This is a genomic window from Streptomyces sp. NPDC088794 (assembly GCF_044750545.1).
In the GTDB taxonomy this organism is placed as follows: Bacteria; Actinomycetota; Actinomycetes; order Streptomycetales; family Streptomycetaceae; genus Streptomyces.
Map to the genome: position 1 here is coordinate 852,398 of NZ_JBIVKB010000002.1, position 15,289 is coordinate 867,686.

The 15,289-nt window shown below is 70.6% G+C and carries 18 protein-coding genes; 7 read left to right on the top strand and 11 right to left on the bottom strand.

The annotated features are described in order from the left end of the window. The 5 genes from ACIP6U_RS08550 to ACIP6U_RS08570 form a co-directional block, all read right to left on the bottom strand. Positions 1–657: a TetR/AcrR family transcriptional regulator gene (locus ACIP6U_RS08550; protein WP_401714310.1), complete on the bottom strand. Its 657-nt coding sequence runs from the start codon at positions 655–657 to the stop codon at positions 1–3. Between the two features lie 60 nt (positions 658–717). Further along, positions 718–1,035: a DUF4229 domain-containing protein gene (locus ACIP6U_RS08555; protein ID WP_401714311.1), complete on the bottom strand. Its 318-nt coding sequence runs from the start codon at positions 1,033–1,035 to the stop codon at positions 718–720. A 114-nt stretch (positions 1,036–1,149) separates the two neighbouring features. Continuing rightward, complete coding sequence (gene mqnE / locus ACIP6U_RS08560) at positions 1,150–2,313, bottom strand: aminofutalosine synthase MqnE (RefSeq protein WP_401714312.1); 1,164 nt, start codon at positions 2,311–2,313, stop codon at positions 1,150–1,152. 59 nt (positions 2,314–2,372) lie between these two features. Continuing rightward, positions 2,373–2,828 (bottom strand): Lrp/AsnC family transcriptional regulator, encoded by a 456-nt coding sequence (locus ACIP6U_RS08565; RefSeq protein WP_401714442.1) that lies wholly within the window; start codon positions 2,826–2,828, stop codon positions 2,373–2,375. Positions 2,829–2,899: 71 nt separating this feature from the next. Next, on the bottom strand, positions 2,900–3,583 hold the full coding sequence (locus tag ACIP6U_RS08570) for a UbiX family flavin prenyltransferase (RefSeq protein WP_401714313.1): 684 nt from the start codon (positions 3,581–3,583) through the stop codon (positions 2,900–2,902). Positions 3,584–3,673: 90 nt separating this feature from the next. Between ACIP6U_RS08570 and ACIP6U_RS08575 the strand changes: the two genes are divergently transcribed. After that, a complete protein-coding gene (locus tag ACIP6U_RS08575) occupies positions 3,674–4,285 on the top strand; it encodes a rhomboid family intramembrane serine protease (RefSeq protein WP_401714314.1) in 612 nt (203 codons plus the stop codon). Here the strand turns inward: ACIP6U_RS08575 and mqnP are convergent. Both mqnP and ACIP6U_RS08585 read right to left on the bottom strand, forming a co-directional pair. After that, positions 4,275–5,177, bottom strand: a complete 903-nt coding sequence (mqnP, locus tag ACIP6U_RS08580) for a menaquinone biosynthesis prenyltransferase MqnP (protein ID WP_401714315.1) — start codon at positions 5,175–5,177, stop codon at positions 4,275–4,277. The genes ACIP6U_RS08575 and mqnP overlap by 11 nt on opposite strands. Further along, positions 5,174–6,625, bottom strand: a complete 1,452-nt coding sequence (locus ACIP6U_RS08585) for a menaquinone biosynthesis decarboxylase (protein ID WP_401714316.1) — start codon at positions 6,623–6,625, stop codon at positions 5,174–5,176. The genes mqnP and ACIP6U_RS08585 overlap by 4 nt, the downstream gene beginning before the upstream one ends. Before the next feature lie 75 nt (positions 6,626–6,700). Here ACIP6U_RS08585 and ACIP6U_RS08590 point away from each other — a divergent pair, with 75 nt between their 5' ends. Together ACIP6U_RS08590 and ACIP6U_RS08595 are read left to right on the top strand one after the other, a co-directional pair. Then, the gene (locus tag ACIP6U_RS08590) at positions 6,701–7,003 is read left to right on the top strand and encodes a PLD nuclease N-terminal domain-containing protein (protein WP_401714317.1); all 303 of its coding nucleotides are present in this window, start codon (positions 6,701–6,703) and stop codon (positions 7,001–7,003) included. Positions 7,004–7,088: 85 nt separating this feature from the next. After that, positions 7,089–8,510, top strand: a complete 1,422-nt coding sequence (locus tag ACIP6U_RS08595; protein ID WP_401714318.1) for a purine-cytosine permease family protein — start codon at positions 7,089–7,091, stop codon at positions 8,508–8,510. On the opposite strand, the gene ACIP6U_RS08600 is transcribed toward ACIP6U_RS08595, so the two are convergent. Both ACIP6U_RS08600 and ACIP6U_RS08605 read right to left on the bottom strand, forming a co-directional pair. Then, entirely contained in the window at positions 8,483–9,073 is a 591-nt protein-coding gene (locus ACIP6U_RS08600) for a hypothetical protein (RefSeq protein ID WP_401714319.1), read from the bottom strand. The genes ACIP6U_RS08595 and ACIP6U_RS08600 overlap by 28 nt on opposite strands. A 64-nt stretch (positions 9,074–9,137) precedes the next feature. Further along, on the bottom strand, positions 9,138–9,473 hold the full coding sequence (locus tag ACIP6U_RS08605; protein ID WP_123999344.1) for an ArsR family transcriptional regulator: 336 nt from the start codon (positions 9,471–9,473) through the stop codon (positions 9,138–9,140). 109 nt (positions 9,474–9,582) lie between these two features. On the opposite strand from ACIP6U_RS08605, the gene ACIP6U_RS08610 reads away from it, so the two are divergent. Beyond that, complete coding sequence (locus ACIP6U_RS08610; protein WP_401714320.1) at positions 9,583–10,557, top strand: zinc-binding alcohol dehydrogenase family protein; 975 nt, start codon at positions 9,583–9,585, stop codon at positions 10,555–10,557. Between the two features lie 22 nt (positions 10,558–10,579). Here the strand turns inward: ACIP6U_RS08610 and ACIP6U_RS08615 are convergent, their stop codons facing one another. Then, on the bottom strand, positions 10,580–11,347 hold the full coding sequence (locus tag ACIP6U_RS08615; protein WP_401714321.1) for a CDP-alcohol phosphatidyltransferase family protein: 768 nt from the start codon (positions 11,345–11,347) through the stop codon (positions 10,580–10,582). A 156-nt stretch (positions 11,348–11,503) separates the two neighbouring features. Here ACIP6U_RS08615 and ACIP6U_RS08620 point away from each other — a divergent pair, with 156 nt between their 5' ends. Beyond that, complete coding sequence (locus ACIP6U_RS08620; RefSeq protein ID WP_401714322.1) at positions 11,504–12,418, top strand: transglutaminase-like domain-containing protein; 915 nt, start codon at positions 11,504–11,506, stop codon at positions 12,416–12,418. A 7-nt stretch (positions 12,419–12,425) separates the two neighbouring features. Here ACIP6U_RS08620 and ACIP6U_RS08625 read toward each other — a convergent pair whose 3' ends face one another. Continuing rightward, a complete protein-coding gene (locus ACIP6U_RS08625; protein WP_401714323.1) occupies positions 12,426–13,685 on the bottom strand; it encodes a PucR family transcriptional regulator in 1,260 nt (419 codons plus the stop codon). Positions 13,686–13,786: 101 nt separating this feature from the next. Between ACIP6U_RS08625 and ACIP6U_RS08630 the strand changes: the two genes are divergently transcribed. Both ACIP6U_RS08630 and ACIP6U_RS08635 read left to right on the top strand, forming a co-directional pair. After that, positions 13,787–14,245: a nucleoside deaminase gene (locus tag ACIP6U_RS08630; protein ID WP_401714324.1), complete on the top strand. Its 459-nt coding sequence runs from the start codon at positions 13,787–13,789 to the stop codon at positions 14,243–14,245. Continuing rightward, positions 14,238–15,212, top strand: coding sequence for an isopenicillin N synthase family dioxygenase (locus ACIP6U_RS08635; protein ID WP_401714325.1), 975 nt, complete (start codon positions 14,238–14,240; stop codon positions 15,210–15,212). Before ACIP6U_RS08630 ends, ACIP6U_RS08635 begins: the two co-directional genes overlap by 8 nt. The last annotated feature ends 77 nt before the right edge of the window (positions 15,213–15,289 follow it).

A 15,289-nucleotide genomic window follows, 5' to 3' on the forward strand; every position in this document is an offset into this window, starting at 1 on the left:
CTACTGAGCCGTGGAGCCCGCCGGCGGCTGCCAGGGCCGTCCCTCCATCAGGTTGCCCAGGCCCGCCCACGCGAAGTTCATCAGCGTGGCCGCGGCCTGGCGGGCCGTGACGCCGGGGGTGGCGTTGGCCCAGGCGGCCAGCGACTCGGCGGCGCCGACGAGGGCCTCCGCGAGACCGGCGACCTCTCGTTCGGGCAGGTCGGGGTCACGGTGCGCCTCGCGGGCGGCGACGACGATGAGCTGCGTGACGAACACGACGATCTCCTCGCGCATCGCCGTGACCTCGGCCGCGAACGGCTCACCGTGGGTGCGGGCCTGGAGGTGCAGGACCGACCAGCCGTCCGGGTTCTGCGCGGTGTGCGTGAAGAACGCCCGCAGCCCTTCCCAGAGTTGGCGGTCGGCGGGCAGATCGCGCCGCACTCCGGCCCGTACCGCCTCCACCAGTGCCTTCGCCTCCCGGCGGATGCACGCGGTGAACAGGTCTTCCTTGGAGTTCAGGTACAGATACACCAACGGTTTGGAGACGCCCGCCAGTTCGGCGATCTCGTCCATCGACGCGGCCATGTACCCGCGCTGCCCGAAGGTCCGAACGGCGGCGTCCAGCATCTGCTGTTCACGGACCGCTCGCGGCATCCGCTTGGTCTTCACGGCACCCATGCATCACACACTAGTTGGCGGCGGCGCCGGGCAACCCTCCCGCGAGCCTCGCAACAAGACCTACGAAGCCTGCGGTGCCTGACCCTGCGCGCCCTGCGCCGGCGCCGAGTCGTCCTCGACGTCCTCCTGGCTGCGGTTCGCGTCCAGGTTGGCCTTCATCCGGTCCACCCGCTGGACGACCTGGATGGAGGCGCGGTCCCGTTCCTTGCGCAGCACCACGAAACTGATCGGGGCGGAGACGAGCAGGGCGAGCAGGACGACCCACATGCCGTTGGACTCACCGAGCCCGCGCGGGAAGACGCCGAAGTAGACGAGGCCCCAGACGACCACGAGGCAGCTCGCGAAGACTCCGAGGCGCATCAACGTGTAGCGGAACATCTCAATCCACTCTTCCGATTCGAACTGTCCGACCGTCCCAAAAGGCGTCCCAAAGGGGGCACCATTCAGTGAAGCACGCCCCCAGGGCGATCTTGCAGCGGGTGGGGCTCCCGCTCAGACCCGCATCGGCTGCGGTGCCTCCCGACGCTCCGGGTCCGGACCGTCGTACTCGCGGATGATCTCGTAGCGCGTGTTCCGCTCCACCGGCCGGAAGCCCGCGTCGCGGATCAGGTCCAGCAGGTCCTCGCGGGTCAGCTTGTTCGGCGTGCCGTAGTTGTCGGCGTCGTGCGTGATCTTGTACTCGACGACCGAGCCGTCCATGTCGTCCGCGCCGTGCTGGAGGGCAAGTTGGGCGGTCTGGACGCCGTGCATGACCCAGAAGACCTTGACGTGCGGGACGTTGTCGAAGAGCAGCCGCGAGACCGCGAAGGTCTTCAGGGCCTCGGCGCCGGTCGCCATCTGCGTCCGCGCCTGGAGCCGGTTGCGGACCTTCCCGTCCTTCATGTCCACGAAGTCGTGCTGGTAGCGCAGCGGGATGAAGACCTGGAAACCGCCGGTCTCGTCCTGGAGTTCACGCAGCCGCAGCACGTGGTCGACCCGGTGGCGGGGCTCCTCGATGTGGCCGTAGAGCATGGTGCACGGGGTCTTGAGCCCCTTCTCGTGCGCCAGCCGGTGGATCCGCGACCAGTCCTCCCAGTGCGTGCGGTGGTCCACGATGTGCTGGCGGACCTCCCAGTCAAAGATCTCCGCGCCGCCGCCGGTCAGCGATTCGAGACCCGCGTCGATCAGCTCGTCGAGGATCTCGGAGGCGGACAGACCGCTGATCGTCTCGAAGTGGTGGATCTCCGTCGCCGTGAACGCCTTGAGCGACACCTCCGGCAGCGCGGCCTTCAACTCCCGCAGGGAGCGCGGGTAGTAGCGCCACGGCAGGTTCGGGTGCAGGCCGTTGACGATGTGCAGCTCGGTGAGGTTCTCGCCCTCCATCGACTTGGCGAGCTTCACCGCCTCCTCGATGCGCATCGTGTACGCGTCCTTCTCGCCCGGCTTGCGCTGGAAGGAGCAGTAGGCGCAGGACGCCGTGCACACGTTGGTCATGTTGAGGTGGCGGTTGACGTTGAAGTGGACGACGTCGCCGTTCTTCCGCGTCCGCACCTCGTGCGCGAGGCCGCCCAGCCATGCCAGGTCGTCCGACTCGTACAGCGCGATGCCGTCCTCACGGGACAGCCGCTCGCCGGAGCGGACCTTCTCCTCCAGCTCGCGCTTGAGCCCGACGTCCATACCCACACCTTTCTCAGAATCCCGAACCAACCGTACGCCCACCCCGATCACGCCCTCGCTCACACCTCTTCGGGCAGCTCTCCGACCCGGTTCTCCCACTTGGTGGAGAGCACGATGGTGGTACGGGTGCGGGAGACGCCCTTGGTCCCGCTGAGCCGCCGGATGGTCTTCTCCAGGCCGTCCACGTTGGTGGAGCGCACCTTGAGCATGAACGAGTCGTCGCCCGCGATGAACCAGCAGTCCTCGATCTCGGAGAGGTCCTTCAGCCGCCGGGCCACGTCCTCGTGGTCGGCCGCGTCGGACAGCGAGATGCCGATCAGCGCGATCACGCCGAGGCCGAGCGAGGCGGCGTCGACGGTGGCGCGGTAGCCGGTGATGACGCCGGCCGCCTCCAGCCGGTTGATGCGGTCGGTGACGCTGGGTCCCGACAGTCCGACGAGGCGCCCCAGCTCCGCGTACGAGGCCCGGCCGTTCTCCCTCAGGGCCTGGATGAGCTGCCTGTCCACCGCGTCCATGCGATCGAAGCCTTCCACTGAAAAGTTCCTGAAGTGATGAGAGGTACTGCCACGTGCGCGCCGCGGGTCGCTCAGCCGGTACGGCCCCCGCCGCCCAGCTCGCCTTCCCAACGGCGGTACAGCTGGTGTCCGACGCCCGCCGCGTCGAGCACCCGTCCGGCCACGAAGTCCACCAGGTCCTGGATGTGGGTGGCGCCCGCGTAGAAGGCGGGCGAGGTGGGGACCACGACGGCGCCCAGGTCGTCCAGGGTCACCAGATGACGCAGGGTCTGCCCGTTCAGAGGAGTCTCCCGTACGGCGACGACGAGCGGCCGGCGCTCCTTCAGCGTGACGCTCGCCGCCCGCTGGAGCAGGTCCTTGGAGAGGCCCAGCGCGACACCGGCGACGCACGCGGTGGAGGCGGGCACGATGAGCATCCCCTTGACCGGGTACGACCCCGACGAGGGCCCGGCGGCGAGGTCCCCGGCGGCCCAGTACCGCACCCGCTCCAGGTCCGCGTCGAAGACACCCGGCTTCCCGTCGGCCCCCCGCGCCAGCCATTCCCGCAGGTCGTCCCGCCAGTGCGCGTCCCGGAAGGCGATCCCGGTCTCGTCCAGGAGCGTGAGCCGCGAGGCCCGGCTGACCACCAGGTCGACGCTCTCGCCGGCCGCGAGGAGTGCGCGCAGCACGGACGCGGCATACGGGGTGCCGGAGGCGCCGGACACCCCTACGATCCAAGGCGTACGCGGCGCTTCTCCTGGCTTGACTGGGTTCACGCCCCCGAGCCTATCCGGCACCGCGGGTCGGGAACCGGCCAAGGGGGCTGGGGCGTTGTTCTGTGGGGACTAGCGGACCGTGGGGGTGCCATGTCCGGTACGGGGTTGGAGTGGTCGCGGGGCGACCGCGCGAAGACCGCGGCGAAGCTGATGGTGGGCTGGGTCGCGCTGTTGTGGCTGCTGGAAGTGGTGGACGTGGCGTCCGGCCATGCTCTCGACAGCCTCGGGATCGTGCCGCGCGAGCCCTCCCAGCTGATCGACGTCGTACCGGCCGCGTTCATCCACTTCGGCTTCGCCCACGTGGCGGCGAACAGTGTGCCGCTGCTGGTGTTCGGCTTCCTCGCCGCGCTGGGCGGCCTGCGCCGGTTCGCCGCGATCTGCGCGGTGATCATCGTGGCCGACGGCCTCGGCGTCTGGCTGGTGGCCCCGGCCCACACCAACACCGCGGGCGCCTCCGGCCTGATCTTCGGCCTCTTCGGCTTCCTGCTGGTCACCGGCTTCGTGGAGCGCAAGCCCCTGGGCATCCTGGTCGGCCTCGTCATAGGCGCGATCTGGGGCACGTCGATCCTGCTGGGCCTGGCCCCGACCCAGTCGGGCGTCAGCTGGCAGGCGCACCTGATCGGGCTGGTGTCGGGGGTGGGCACGGCGTTCTGGCTGGGCCGCCGTGGCCGCACCCGCACCACTCCAGCGCTTATACGGTGAGCCCGCGCACCAGCAGATCCAGCAGCGCGCACACGAACAGCGCGATCCCGATGAACCCGTTGACGCTGAAGAACGCCCTGTTCAGGCGGGACAGGTCGTGCGGGCGCACGATCGAGTGCTCGTAGACGAACGCGCCGGCGACGATCATCAGGCCGATCCAGAAGAACGCGCCGGCTTCGGTGGCGACGGCGTACCAGATGAGGAGGCCGGTGGTGAGGGCGTGGCAGACGCGGGCGCCGTGGATCGCGGCCGGGATGCCGAAGCGGGCCGGGACCGACATGACGCCGATCTCGCGGTCGGTCTCGACGTCCTGGCAGGCGTAGATCAGGTCGAAGCCGCCGATCCAGATGCCGACGGCCAGGCCCAGGATCACCGCGTCCCAGGACCACTCACCGGTGATCGCGAGCCAGCCGCCGATCGGGCCCATGGCCTGGGCGAGGCCGAGGATGGCCTGCGGAAAGTTCGTGAACCGCTTGCCGTAGGGGTAGATCACCATCGGCACGACCGCGATGGGGGCGAGGGCCAGGCAGAGGGGGTTGAGGAGAGCGGCCGAGCCCAGGAAGACCACGACCGCGACCAGCGCGCCCGTCCACGCGTGCTTCACCGACATCGCACCGGTCACCAGCTCGCGGTGTGCCGTGCGCGGGTTCCGGGCGTCGATCTCCCGGTCGATGATCCGGTTCACCGCCATCGCGAAGGTCCGCAGACCCACCATGCAGATGGTCACCAGCAGCAGCCGGCCCCAGTGGATGTTGCCGTCCGTCTCGAACATCGCGGTGAGCGCGGCGATGTAGGCGAAGGGCAGGGCGAAGACCGAATGCTCGATCATCACCAGCCGCAGAAAGGCTTTCGTGCGTCCTGGCTGCGGGATCGCGGCGGAGGCGCTGCTCACAGGCCGTACTCCTTCCACCGGCGGTCGACCGTCGCCGCCGTCTCGGGGTCGGACACCACCATCTCGGGCCAACCCCCGTCGCGCGTGTAGCCCTCCTCGGGCCACTTCCTGGTCGCGTCGATCCCCGCCTTGCCACCCCAGAACTGCTGGTAGGAGGCGTGGTCGAGGTGGTCGACGGGGCCTTCCACGACCGAGAGGTCGCGGGCGTAGTCCGTGTTGCCGAGGGCCCGCCAGGCGACCTCGTGCAGATCGTGGACGTCGCAGTCGGCGTCCACGACCACGATCAGCTTCGTCAGGGACATCATGTGGGCCCCCCAGACAGCGTGCATCACCTTTTGGGCGTGCTTGGGGTATTTCTTGTCGATCGAGACGATCGCGCAGTTGTGGAAACCGCCCGCTTCCGGCAGGTGGTAGTCCACGATGTCCGGCACGATGATCTTGAGGAGGGGGAGGAAGAAGCGCTCCGTGGCGCGCCCCAGCGGTCCGTCCTCCGTCGGAGGGCGGCCTACGACGATCGACTGAAGGAGCGGGCGCTTCCGCATCGTCACGCAGTCGATCTTCAGGGCGGGGAAGGGTTCCTGCGGGGTGTAGAACCCGGTGTGGTCGCCGAACGGCCCCTCCGGCAGCATCTCCCCCGGCTCCAGCCAGCCCTCGATCACGACCTCCGCCTGCGCCGGCACCTGGAGCGGCACGGTCTTGCAGTCGACCATCTCGATCCGCTTGCCCGCGATGAACCCGGCGAACAGGTACTCGTCGATGTCACCGGGCAGCGGAGCCGTGGAGGCGTACGTCACCGCCGGCGGGCAGCCGAAGGCGATCGCGACCGGCAGCCGCTCGCCGCGCCGGGCCGCGACCTGGTAGTGGTTGCGGCTGTCCTTGTGGATCTGCCAGTGCATGCCGATGGTGCGCTTGTCGTGGCGCTGGAGGCGGTAGAGGCCGAGGTTGCGGATCCCGGACGCGGGGTCCTTGGTGTGGGTGAGCCCGAGGTTGAAGAAGGACCCGCCGTCCTGCGGCCAGGTGAAGAGGGCGGGGAGCCGGTCGAGGTCCACGTCGTCACCGGTCAGGACGACCTCCTGCACCGGCGCGTCCTTCACCTTCTTCGGCGGTACGTGCGCCATCGCGCCGAGCTTCCCGAAGGCCTCGCGCACCCCGACGAACCCGTGCGGCAGTTCGGGCCGCAGCAGTCCGCCGATCTTGTCGCTGATCTCCGCGTACGACTTCAGCCCGAGCGACTTCAGGAGGCGCCGGTCGGTCCCGAAGACGTTCATCGCGAGGGGCAGGTCGGAGCCCTTCACGTTCTCGAAGAGCAGCGCGGGGCCGCCCGCCTTCTGCACCCGGTCGACGATCTCCCCGACCTCCAGGTACGGGTCGACCTCGACCTTGACGCGCTTGAGGTCGCCCTCGCGTTCCAGTGCCCTGAGCAGGGAGCGAAGATCGTCGTAAGCCATGCGTCCCAGTATCGGCCACCCGCTACCCTGACCCCGTCACCGGGGCCGCCCCACCCGTAGGGAGAACGCTCGAACATGCTCAGGTATCTGCCCTTCCTGCTGGTCCTGGCGCTCTGGATCTACGCCTTCATCGACTGTCTGAACACGCCCGAGGACCAGGTGCGCAAGCCGTTGCCGAAGGTCGCGTGGGTGATCGTCATCCTGCTCTTCGGCGAGGTCCTGGTCGGCCCGGTCGCCTGGCTGGTGGCCGGCAAGAAGCGCACCGCGCCGGGCGCGGGCCCCGCGCAGGGCCGCTGGGTGGCGCCGGACGACAACCCGGAGTTCCTGAAGTCGCTCGACGAGGACGACCAGAAGAAGGACGACCGCCGGACGGACTGACCTACAGGTTGTACGCCGCCGAGCCCCTCGAAGCGGACAATGCGCCCCTGTGCCCGGACCGGTCGGAACCGGACACTTACCTCGCATGACGACAGCACCCGCCGACTCCACCGGCACCCTCGCCCCCGAATACGGTGACAAGGTCATCGCCGTCGAGACGGCGGGCTCCGAACCGATCCCCGACGCCGAACGCCACGGCAGCCCGCTCCAGTTGCTGTGGACCTGGGCCTCCCCGAACATCGAGTTCGCGACGGTCTACATCGGCGTGATCGCGGTCCTCTTCTTCGGGCTGAGCTTCTGGCAGGCCACCGGCGCGATCGTGCTCGGCACTGCGCTCGGCGCGATCACACAGGGTTTCCTCTCCCTGGACGGGCCGCGGTTCGGCGTCCCGCAGATGGTGATCGGCCGCTTCTCCTTCGGCTTCCGCGGCAACATCCTGCCGTCGGCGGCCAACGGCCTGGTCGCGGGCGTGGGCTGGTTCGCGGTGAACAGCGTGAGCGCGGCCTTCGCGCTCAACACCCTCACCGGACTGCGCCCGTTGCCCTCGCTGCTCCTCGTGGTCGTCGCCGAGATCCTGATCGGCTTCATCGGCCACAACTTCGTGCACACCTTCGAGAAGTACGCCTTCCCCGCCCTCGCGTTGATCTTCCTGCTCGCGGGCGTGTGGACGTTCAAGGACGCGGACCTCACCGGGGGCGGCACGGGCGGCGGCATCGGCGGCTTCCTGCTCGCGTTCAGCGCGGCCTGGGGTTACGCGGCCGGCTGGAACCCGTACGCCACGGACTACTCCCGCTACCTCCCGCGCACGGCGAACAGGCTGAAGACCGTCCTCTACCCGGCCGTCGGGCTCTTCGTGTCCGTCACCCTCGTCGCGGTGATCGGCGCGGCCTCGGCGACCCTGATCGCCCCGAAGGACGCCACCCCGACGGCTGCGTTCACCGGCCATCTCCCGGGCTGGCTCGGCGACTTGGTGCTGATCGCCATCATCCTGGGCGCGGTCTCGGCCAACGCCCTGAACGTCTACTCCGGCGCGATCTCCATCACCGCGCTCGGCCTGAACCTCCCGCCGTGGCTGAGCCGCAGCGTCCTGGTCGTGGTCTCCGGCATCGCCGGTACGGCGGCGGCATGGGCGTCGCTGTCGGACGCGGGGGCGGCCTACGAGGCGTTCCTGCTGGTCATCGCGTACTGGGTGGCGCCCTGGCTGGGCGTGGTCCTGGTGGAACGCCGACTCCGCTCCGGCACCCCGGACGCCGAACTGGCCCCCCGCCTCACCGACCGCTCCTTCACCAACTGGCCCGGCGTAGCAGCCCTGTTGATCGGCGTCGCGGTGTCCGTCCCGCTCTTCTCCAACCAGGAGGACTACGTCGGCTACGTACCGAAGCACTGGCCGTCGTTCGGTGACATCACGCCGGTCGTCGGCTTCGTGCTGAGCGCGGCGGTGTACGCCGGGCTGTGCGCGGTGCTGCGGCGGCCGAAGTCTCAGCCCTCGTCGAGCAGTTCGGCCTGATCGGCGTACTCGACCCTGATGTACGGGGCGTTCTTCGCCCCGTACGCCTTCTTGAGGATCGGCTCGGCCGTGGCGGGGTCGTCGACGCCGACCATGACGAACCCCCTTTCGTCCGAGCCGACTTCGCGCAGTTGGAACCTGCCGTCCCAGCGGTCCATGTCGTCGACGATCCGGTCCCCGAGCCTGGTCAGCGTCCGTCCGTTGACGTCGGTGTCGTGCAGCCGGAGGGTCACCCCCTGCACGGCCGCCTCGCAGACCGCGGTGTCGAAGGCGTCGGACGGGATGCGCCAGATGTCGGCGGCGGAGTCGTCCTCGTCCACCGAGAGGCCGGTGTAGACGGCGCCGTACCGCTTCCGCGCGAGGTCTTCGACGTGCACGACGACCCGCATCAGCGGCGTGCCGTCGTCCCGGTCGGGAAGGCTGTTCACGGGTCGGTGGCCCACGCACACGGTGAGGTCGTCGGCCTCCGGCGCCGTCGAGACCCGCAGCCCCTCGCCGCCGCAGGCCTGGACCGCGCCCAGCGCCAGCACGGCGGCCACGCCCGCCCACCCACGATTCCTCATGTCCGTCCCCCTCCGTCCGACTCCGTCCGACTCGCCACTGTGACGCCGGACGGGGGCGGGAGGTTCAGCCCTGCCGGATGTCGTCGCGCAGGACCAGCGCGAGCAGCCCCGGGAAACGGGCCTCGAACTCGGCGCGGCGCAGCCGGTTGACGCGCCGCGGCCCCTCGTCACGCTGCTCCACCAGGCCGGCGGCGCGCAGGACGGCGAAGTGGTGGCTGAGGGCGGCCTTGCCGACGGGCACGTCGAAGCTGCCGCAACTGCGCGCCCATTCCGGCGAGTTCGCCAACTCCCTCACGAGGGTGAGGCGTACGGGATCGGCCAGCGCGGCGAAGGCGGCCGGTACGGAGACGTCGTCCGGGTGGGTGTGCTCCGGGGCGGCGCGGTGACTGGTGCCGGTCATGCCCTCACCCGCCTCCTGTTTCCCGTGCCCGCTTGCCGAGTGTTCGATGAAAACCATACACTCCCGAGTGTTCGCCTACCGTCGAACACTCAACGAGGGATGTGGTGGCATGCGCGCGGTCGAGATCCAGGAGTACGGCGGTCCCGAGGTCCTCAAGGTCGTGGAGACGGAGGTCCCCGAGCCGGGCCCCGGCCAGGTGAGCGTCGACGTGGCGTACGCCGGGATCAACTTCGCCGACCTCAAGGCGCGGGAGACGGGATACCGGGTGCCGTCGCTGCCCTTCCGGCCGGGCCTCGAGGTCTCCGGGCGGGTACGGGCGGTCGGCGCGGGCGTCACGGACCTCGCCGTCGGCCAGGAGGTGACGGCCCTGACCGAGGGCGGCGGCTACGCGGACGTGGCCGTCGCGCACGCGGCGACCGTCTTCCCGCTCCCGTCGGGCGTCGACCTGCGGACGGCGGCCACGCTCCCCACGGTGCTGCCGACGGCGTACGCCCTCGTGCACGCGGTCGGCCGGCTCCAGCCCGGAGAGACGGTGCTCGTGCAGGGCGCGGCGGGCGGAGTCGGCACGGTGGTGGGGCAGTTGGCGAAGGCGGCGGGCGCCGGTGCGGTGTACGGCGTGGTGTCGAGTGGGGCGAAGGCGGCGTACGCGCGGGAGTACGGCTACGACGAGGTGTTCGTCGGCGACTTCGAGGCGGCCGTGCGGGAGGCGACCGGCGGGCGCGGGGTCGACCTCGCCCTGGACCCCGTCGGCGGCGCGACCCTCCGCTCCTCCCTCGCCTCCCTCGCGGTCTTCGGCCGCCTGGTCTCCTTCGGCAACGCGAGCGGCGAACCGGCCTGGACGGTCGGCCAGCCCGACCTGTACCCGCACGCCCTCTCGGTCGCGGGCTTCTCGATCCTCACCCTCGCGCAGACCGACCCGGCGGCGCTGCGGGAGCTGACCGGGCGGGCCTTCGCCAAGGTGGCGGACGGGACGGTCGTCCTGCCGGTCACCGCCGAGTTCGGGCTGGAGGCGGCGGCGGAGGCGCACCGCCTGATGGGGACGCGGACCAGCACGGGCAAGCTGCTGCTGCGGGTGGCCGGCTGAACTCCCGCCACCCGAGGCCGAGTCAGCGCAGTCGCGAGGACGACAGGATCGACAGCAGGTGGGCCGGGACCATCACCCAGGTGATGACGGCGAGCGCGCCCAGGGCCCAGCGGGTGGGTTCGATGCCGTCGGTCAGGGTGTCCGCGACGGCGGCCACGAGCAGGACCAGGGACGCCTCGATGCCGTTGGTCACGCGGTGGATCTTGAAGGCGGCGGCGAGGCGGCGGACGTTCGCCACGCCCTGGGAGCGGGGGCGGGTGGACTCGTCGTCGACGACGCCGAGACCGCGGCGGGCGCGGGCCACGTCCACCAGGTCGGTGGAGGCCTTCAGCAGCACGACACCCAGCGCGGTGGCGATGCCGATCGACAGCCAGCCGCCGACGCCGGACTCGGCGGCGCGGTAGCCGGCACCGGCCATCAGGGCCGCGTCCGCCAGATAGGCGCCGAGCCGGTCGACGTAGATGCCGGCCGCGCTGTTCTGCCCCTTCCAGCGGGCGACTTCGCCGTCGACGCAGTCGAAGAGCAGGAACAACTGCATGAGGATCACGGCGAGTACGGCACCGGTGAGACCCGGGATCATCAGCGCGGCCCCGGAGGCCACCCCGCACGCCACCATCGTCCAGGTGAGCTGGTCGGGCGTGACCGGCGTGCGCACCAGCTGCCGGGTGAACCGCAGCGAGACGCTCCGCATGTACAGCCGGCCCGCCCAGTGTTCGCCGTTACGGCTAGCCAGCTTGGCCTGCGGCTGGCAGACCTCCCGCAGCTCCTCCAGTACCGGAGCAGCAACCATGACCGTTCCTCCACACCACACCTGGGGTTCAACTGCCGCACACGCGACGGTGATCGGCACAGGTTAGTCGCCCGCCGGGCCACCGTCGGCCTCCGGCCCCCCGGCCATGACCACCCTCTGGACAATTCGCCCCGAAATTTGGCAGCGTGACGCGACATGCCCCTCGACTTCTACGCGGCCCAGAGCACGTTCTCCGACCCCGGCGAACTGGCCCACCACTACGCCGACCTGCCGCACGACCCCACCGAACTCGCGCGCATATCCAGGGACTTGGTGATCCACCGCATGGAGGGCGAGCTCTTCGCCCACACCCACCCCACCGACCGCCTGCACAACGACGCCGAGACCCGCTACGTCGACGACATCCTGCGGATCATCGTGGAGCGCAACGACGCCCCCCTCGGCCAACGGCGCGAGCCCGCCGACCGGTTCGTCGGGACCTGCCGTGACTTCTCCCTCCTGCACTGCTCGTTCCTGCGCCACATAGGCGTCCCCGCCCGCATCCGCTCCGGCTTCGCCGACTACTTCGACCCGAACGGTCCGAGCGCCTTCCACAACGACCACGTCGTCACCGAGTACTGGGACGAGCGGCGCGGCTGGCTCCTCGCCGACGCCGAACTCGCCGACCCCTTCGTCACCGCCCACTGGAAGATCGACTTCGACCCGATGGACGTACCCCGTGACCGTTTCCTCGTCGCGGGCGAGGCCTGGCGGGCGATCCGGGAGGGCGGCGCCGACCAGGAGACCTTCGGACTCCACCCGCCGCACGAAGGCCCCTTCTGGGGCGAGTGGTTCGTCGCCGGCAACATCCGGCTCGACCTCGCCGCGCTCAACAAGGTGGAGACGCTCCTGTGGGACGTATGGGGAACGGAGGACGAAGGGGACGAGCTCGGGGGGCCGCTCCCGGACTCCGCACGCGCGTTCTTCGACCGTGTCGCCCCGGTCGTGAGCGGTGACGTCTCCTTCACCGCCGCACGCGAACTGTTCGCCGAGGAGGACAGCCTGCGCACGCCCGACACCGTGACGTCCTATGCCCCGTTCAACGGCCCGAGCCGCGTCACCCTGCGCTGACCGGCCATCAGGCCACCGTCCGCAGCCCCCGCACCTGTCCCGCTCCCATCCCCCGCACCACCCGATGCGCGCAGGCGGCCGCCAGCAACTCCCCCAGCAGATCAGGGTCGTCGATCTCCAGGCCGAGCAACGACTCGATGCGTTCCAGGCGTTGGTAGAGGGACTGGCGGCCGATGTGGAGCAGGGCCGCCGTGCGGGTCGGGGAGCAGCCGTGGCGGAGGTGGACCTCCAGGGTGCGGACGAGGTCGCTGGGGTGGGCCGCCTCCCAGGCCAGGAGGGGGCCCAGGGTGTGCTGGACCAGGCGGGCGAGGCGGTCGCGGTTGGCGTCGACGCCACCGCGGGTCAGCTCCCGTTCCAGGGCGAGCGCGCGGGCGGAGGTGACCAGCGGGCCGTCGGGGACGCCCGGCTCGGCGGCCGGCACGGTGAGCGCCAGCTCAAGGGTCGTACGGGCCGCGCGCAGCGTGTCGCTCCAGCGCAGCCAGCCGCTGCCGCCCGCGACCGCAAGCCCGACCGCGACGGTGAGCCCCGGTTCGGCGGCCGTGCGGAAGGCCTCCTGGACCGCGCGGATGGGGTCTCCGGCCCGGGTGTCGGGGAGGGCCAGCAGGGCCAGTACGTCGCCCGGGAACGCGGCCCGCAGCGACCCCGCCCCGCCCAGCAGCCGTACCGCCCGGTCCACCGCCCCCACCTCGCGCGTCCCGTGCAGCGATACGCCGATCAGCCGCGCCCCCGGCCCCGGATGGAACCCGGCGAGCGCCGACCGCGCCTCCACCTCGGGCTGGTTCAGGGCGGCCCGGTCGGCCAGGTCGGCGAGCAGGGCCGCCGTATGGTCGTCGCCCCACGGACGTACCACCGAACGCCCGGACAGACCGCGCGCCACGATCGCCCGGTTGGCGGCCTCCGTGATGCGCACGAAGGGCACCACCCGGCGCATGGCCAGCAGGGGCAGGCCCAGGCGGCGGGCCTCGTCGGTCACCTCCGGCGGCATGCTCGGCAGGGAGCGGCCGATCTCCACCGCGAGCCCGGCGGCGCCGCGGGCGGCCACCTCACGGACGTACCGCCGCCGGTCCTCCTCCTCGGCGTCCATCAGACCGAAACCGTTGGTGAGCAGCAGTTCGCCGCCGTCCAGGAAGTTGGCGCCCTCGTAGACCTCACTCGAATGCACCCAGCGCACCGGGCGGTCCAGGGCGCTCTCGCCGGCCAGCAGCTCGGGCTCGGCGGCCCGTACGGGATCGAGGTCCAGGACCTCACGGAGGGTGAGTGCGGGCACGGGCTCCTCCAGGGGCGTGGACAGTTCGTCCGGGGGCGGGATGTCCGGAGAGTACTTTCCGCACGTTGCCCTCGTGTTTCGGCCACTGGAGAGTGAGAACCATGGAGCTCATGGATCAGGCACAGGCGCGGACCTGGCTCGCCACCGCCGTCGAGGAGGCCCGCGCGGGCCTCGCCGAGGGCGGCATCCCGATCGGCGCCGCGCTCTACGGAGCCGACGGCACCCTCCTGGGGCGCGGCCACAACCTGCGCGTCCAGGACGACGACCCCTCGATGCACGCGGAGACGGCGGCCTTCCGGGCGGCGGGACGGCAGCGGTCGTACCGGAACACCACCATGGTGACGACCCTCTCCCCGTGCTGGTACTGCTCGGGGCTGGTCCGCCAGTTCGGCATCTCGCGGGTCGTGGTCGGCGAGGCCGCCACCTTCCACGGCGGCCACGACTGGCTGGCCGAGCACGGCGTGGAGATCGTCGTCCTCGACGACTCCGAGTGCATCTCCCTGATGCGCGACTTCATCGAGAACAACCCGGCACTCTGGAACGAGGACATTGGTGAGTGACACCTCCGCCCCGCGTATTCCGACCATCGACCTGCGGCCCTGGCTCGACGGCGACGAGCAGACCCGCGAGGACATCGCCCGTACCGTCGACAGCGCCCTCCAGACCGCCGGATTCCTCCTGGTCACCGGGCACGGTGTGGACCCCGGGCTGCGGTCGCGGATCCGGGAGGCCGCGCGGGACTTCTTCGCCCTTCCCGTCGACGTCAAGGAGCCCTACTCCGCCAAGGTCGGCGGGCGGGGGTGGCTCGGGCCCGGGGCCGAGGCCAACGGGTACTCGGAGGGGACCGAGACCCCGCCGGACCTGAAGGAGTCGCTGACCTTCGCCACGCACCGGCCCTTCGCGGACCCCGTGATCAACGCGGAGTGGTACGCGCCCAATGTGTGGCCGGGTGAAGTGCCGGGGTTGCAGGCGCTGTGCGAGGAGTACCTGGACCGGATGAGCGAGCTGGAGAAGCAGCTGTTGGTGCTGCTCGGCGACGCCCTCGGGCTCGAACCCGACTTCTTCTCCCGGCACATGGACCATCCGACGTACGGCTTCAACATCAACTGGTATCCGGGAGTGGAGGTGGTCGGGGAGCCGGAGCCGGGGCAGTTCCGGATCGGGCCGCACACCGACTTCGGGACGGTGACGATCCTCGACCGGCAGGCGGGCAAGGGCGGGTTGCAGGTCTTCACCGACGAGGGCGGGTGGGAGGACGCGCCCTTCGATCCCGAGGCGTTCACCATCAACATCGGTGATCTGATGGCCCGTTGGACCGGCGACCGGTGGCGCTCGGGAAGGCACCGCGTGCTGCCGCCGCCCGCGGACGCGCCGGCCGAGGAGCTGATGTCCCTCGTCTACTTCGGAGAGTGCACCCCGGGGACCGTGGTGGAGTCCGTGCCCGCGCCGGTGGGGCGGGTGGCGTACGAGGCCGTGGACTCGCACGTCTACCTGCGGGAGAAGCTGGACTCCATCACCGTCGACTGAGCGGGCGGAGTTCAGCGAGTGACCGGTCGCCACTTTTTGTGACCCAACGGTCACCATGCGATCTAGTCCGAACCAAC

Excerpts from the sequence above, each read along its gene's own strand:
- ACIP6U_RS08550 (WP_401714310.1), bottom strand. The coding sequence starts at position 657 with ATGGGTGCCGTGAAGACCAAGCGGATGCCGCGAGCGGTCCGTGAACAG.
- ACIP6U_RS08555 (WP_401714311.1), bottom strand. The coding sequence starts at position 1,035 with ATGTTCCGCTACACGTTGATGCGCCTCGGAGTCTTCGCGAGCTGCCTC.
- mqnE (WP_401714312.1), bottom strand. The coding sequence starts at position 2,313 with ATGGACGTCGGGCTCAAGCGCGAGCTGGAGGAGAAGGTCCGCTCCGGC.
- ACIP6U_RS08565 (WP_401714442.1), bottom strand. The coding sequence starts at position 2,828 with ATGGACGCGGTGGACAGGCAGCTCATCCAGGCCCTGAGGGAGAACGGC.
- ACIP6U_RS08575 (WP_401714314.1), top strand. The coding sequence starts at position 3,674 with ATGTCCGGTACGGGGTTGGAGTGGTCGCGGGGCGACCGCGCGAAGACC.
- ACIP6U_RS08585 (WP_401714316.1), bottom strand. The coding sequence starts at position 6,625 with ATGGCTTACGACGATCTTCGCTCCCTGCTCAGGGCACTGGAACGCGAG.
- ACIP6U_RS08590 (WP_401714317.1), top strand. The coding sequence starts at position 6,701 with ATGCTCAGGTATCTGCCCTTCCTGCTGGTCCTGGCGCTCTGGATCTAC.
- ACIP6U_RS08595 (WP_401714318.1), top strand. The coding sequence starts at position 7,089 with ATGACGACAGCACCCGCCGACTCCACCGGCACCCTCGCCCCCGAATAC.
- ACIP6U_RS08600 (WP_401714319.1), bottom strand. The coding sequence starts at position 9,073 with ATGAGGAATCGTGGGTGGGCGGGCGTGGCCGCCGTGCTGGCGCTGGGC.
- ACIP6U_RS08605 (WP_123999344.1), bottom strand. The coding sequence starts at position 9,473 with ATGACCGGCACCAGTCACCGCGCCGCCCCGGAGCACACCCACCCGGAC.
- ACIP6U_RS08610 (WP_401714320.1), top strand. The coding sequence starts at position 9,583 with ATGCGCGCGGTCGAGATCCAGGAGTACGGCGGTCCCGAGGTCCTCAAG.
- ACIP6U_RS08615 (WP_401714321.1), bottom strand. The coding sequence starts at position 11,347 with ATGGTTGCTGCTCCGGTACTGGAGGAGCTGCGGGAGGTCTGCCAGCCG.
- ACIP6U_RS08620 (WP_401714322.1), top strand. The coding sequence starts at position 11,504 with ATGCCCCTCGACTTCTACGCGGCCCAGAGCACGTTCTCCGACCCCGGC.
- ACIP6U_RS08630 (WP_401714324.1), top strand. The coding sequence starts at position 13,787 with ATGGAGCTCATGGATCAGGCACAGGCGCGGACCTGGCTCGCCACCGCC.